The sequence below is a fragment of the Pseudomonas sp. genome (genome assembly GCF_049645325.1).
In the GTDB taxonomy this organism is placed as follows: Bacteria; Pseudomonadota; Gammaproteobacteria; order Pseudomonadales; family Pseudomonadaceae; genus Aquipseudomonas.
This window is the reverse complement of the sequence record NZ_JBARTQ010000025.1, coordinates 1-1,825: the sequence shown is the minus strand read 5'-3', so window position 1 is coordinate 1,825 and position 1,825 is coordinate 1. Positions and strand designations below refer to the sequence as shown.

The 1,825-nt window shown below is 64.5% G+C and carries 2 protein-coding genes; both read left to right on the top strand.

The window, feature by feature from the left end; all coding sequences use genetic code 11:
* The first annotated feature begins 67 nt into the window (after positions 1 to 67).
* Complete coding sequence (locus tag WBB95_RS00830; RefSeq protein WP_424485863.1) at positions 68 to 1,000, top strand: iron-sulfur-binding ferredoxin reductase; 933 nt, start codon at positions 68 to 70, stop codon at positions 998 to 1,000.
* Positions 1,001 to 1,030: 30 nt separating this feature from the next.
* A complete protein-coding gene (locus WBB95_RS00825) occupies positions 1,031 to 1,780 on the top strand; it encodes an enoyl-CoA hydratase-related protein (protein ID WP_424485862.1) in 750 nt (249 codons plus the stop codon).
* Positions 1,781 to 1,825 lie beyond the last annotated feature (45 nt).

Genomic DNA, 1,825 nt, shown 5'->3' with positions numbered 1-1,825 from the left:
CTTCGCGAGCAAGCCCGCTCCCACATGAAAAGCCGCTACGGTGGCAGCCCCTTTTTCGAGACTTTTAATGCCTGAACTGCACGTCGGCGAACGCCACTGGTCGGTCTCCACCGGCAGCAATCTGTTGGATGCCTTGAATCAGGCCGGTGTGGCCGTGCCTTACAGTTGCCGGGCCGGCAGTTGCCACGCGTGCCTGGTGCGTTGCCAGGGTGAAGTTGACGACCAGCAACCGGATGCCCTGAGCCCGGCGCAACGCCAGGATGGCTGGCGCTTGGCGTGCCAGTGCAGGGTTGTCGGGGATGTGCAGGTCGAAGCCTTTGACCCGCTGCGGGATGGCTTGCCGGCCCACGTGGTCGGGCTCGACTGGCTGAACGCGAGCGTGCTGCGCCTGCGCCTGCAACCGGAGCGCGGCCTGCGTTACCGCGCCGGGCAGCACCTGGTGTTGTGGGCGGGGCAGGTGGCGCGGCCGTATTCCCTGGCGAGTTTGCCTCAGGAAGACGCGTTTCTGGAGTTTCACCTCGATTGCCGCCAGCCCGGTGAATTCAGCGATGCGGCGCGACAGCTGGCAATCGGTGATCGCCTGCGCCTGGGCGAATTACGCGGCGGTGCGCTGCAGTACGATCCTGACTGGCAGTCACGGCCGCTGTGGCTTCTGGCGTCGGGCACCGGCCTTGGACCCTTGTGGGGCGTGTTGCGAGAAGCCCTGCGCCAGGATCACCAGGGCGCCATCCGCGTGATTCACCTGGCCCATGATGCCGAAGGGCATTATCTGGCCGAACCCTTGTCCGCGTTGGCTGCGCAGCATCCAAACCTGGCGGTGGAGCTATGGACGGCGGCTGAGTTGACCGAGGCATTGGCGCAACTGCGGCTTGTTTCACGGCAAACTCTGGCCTTACTCTGCGGACACCCCGTCAGCGTCGAGGCGTTTTCCAAGCGCTTGTTTCTGGCGGGACTGCCGCGCAATCAACTGCTGGCCGATGTGTTCCTGCCCCGTGGTTGAGCGCTGAATTCTACAGCCGCGAGATTCGCCATGACTGACGCCATCCTGCAGCACCGCGAGCGCGGGCTGCTGACCTTGAAGCTCAATCGCCCCGACAAGAAAAACGCCCTGACCCGCGCCATGTACACGCGGTTGGCTGAGGCGCTGGAGCAGGCCGACGCGGATGCCGACATCCGCGCCGTGCTGATCCAGGGCAGCAGTGAATGTTTCACTGCCGGCAACGACATCGCCGACTTTCTTGAACAGCCGCCCAACGACCTCGACAGCCCGCCGTTTCATTTTATGAAAAGCCTGCTCAATTGCCGCAAGCCGGTGATCGCCGCTGTGGCGGGTGCGGCGGTGGGGATCGGCACAACCTTGTTGCTGCATTGCGACTTGGTGTACGTCAGTCGCGATGCGCGGTTGCGCATGCCGTTCGTCAATCTGGGGCTGTGTCCGGAGTTTGGTTCAAGCCTGATTCTGCCGCGCTTGTTGGGGCACGCGAAGGCGGCGGAATTGTTGCTGTCGGGCGAGGGGTTCAGCGGTGAACAGGCGGCGGCGTGGGGCATTGCCACCGAGGCGCTGGGCAGTGGTGAAGCGGCGCTGGCCAGGGCGCGGGAAGTCGCCGAGCGCTTTGAAACCCTGGCACCGGGGGCGGTGCAGGTGACCAAGCAACTGATGAAGAGCGTGGACCGCGAGCAGTTGCGGCAGGTGATCGAGGAGGAGGGCGCGTTGTTTGTGCAGCGGCTGAAGTCGCCGGAGGCGATGGCGGCGTTGTCGGGGTTCATCAACCGGCGCTGATCAAAATGTGGGAGCGGGCTTGCTCGCGAAGGCGGTGTGTCAGTC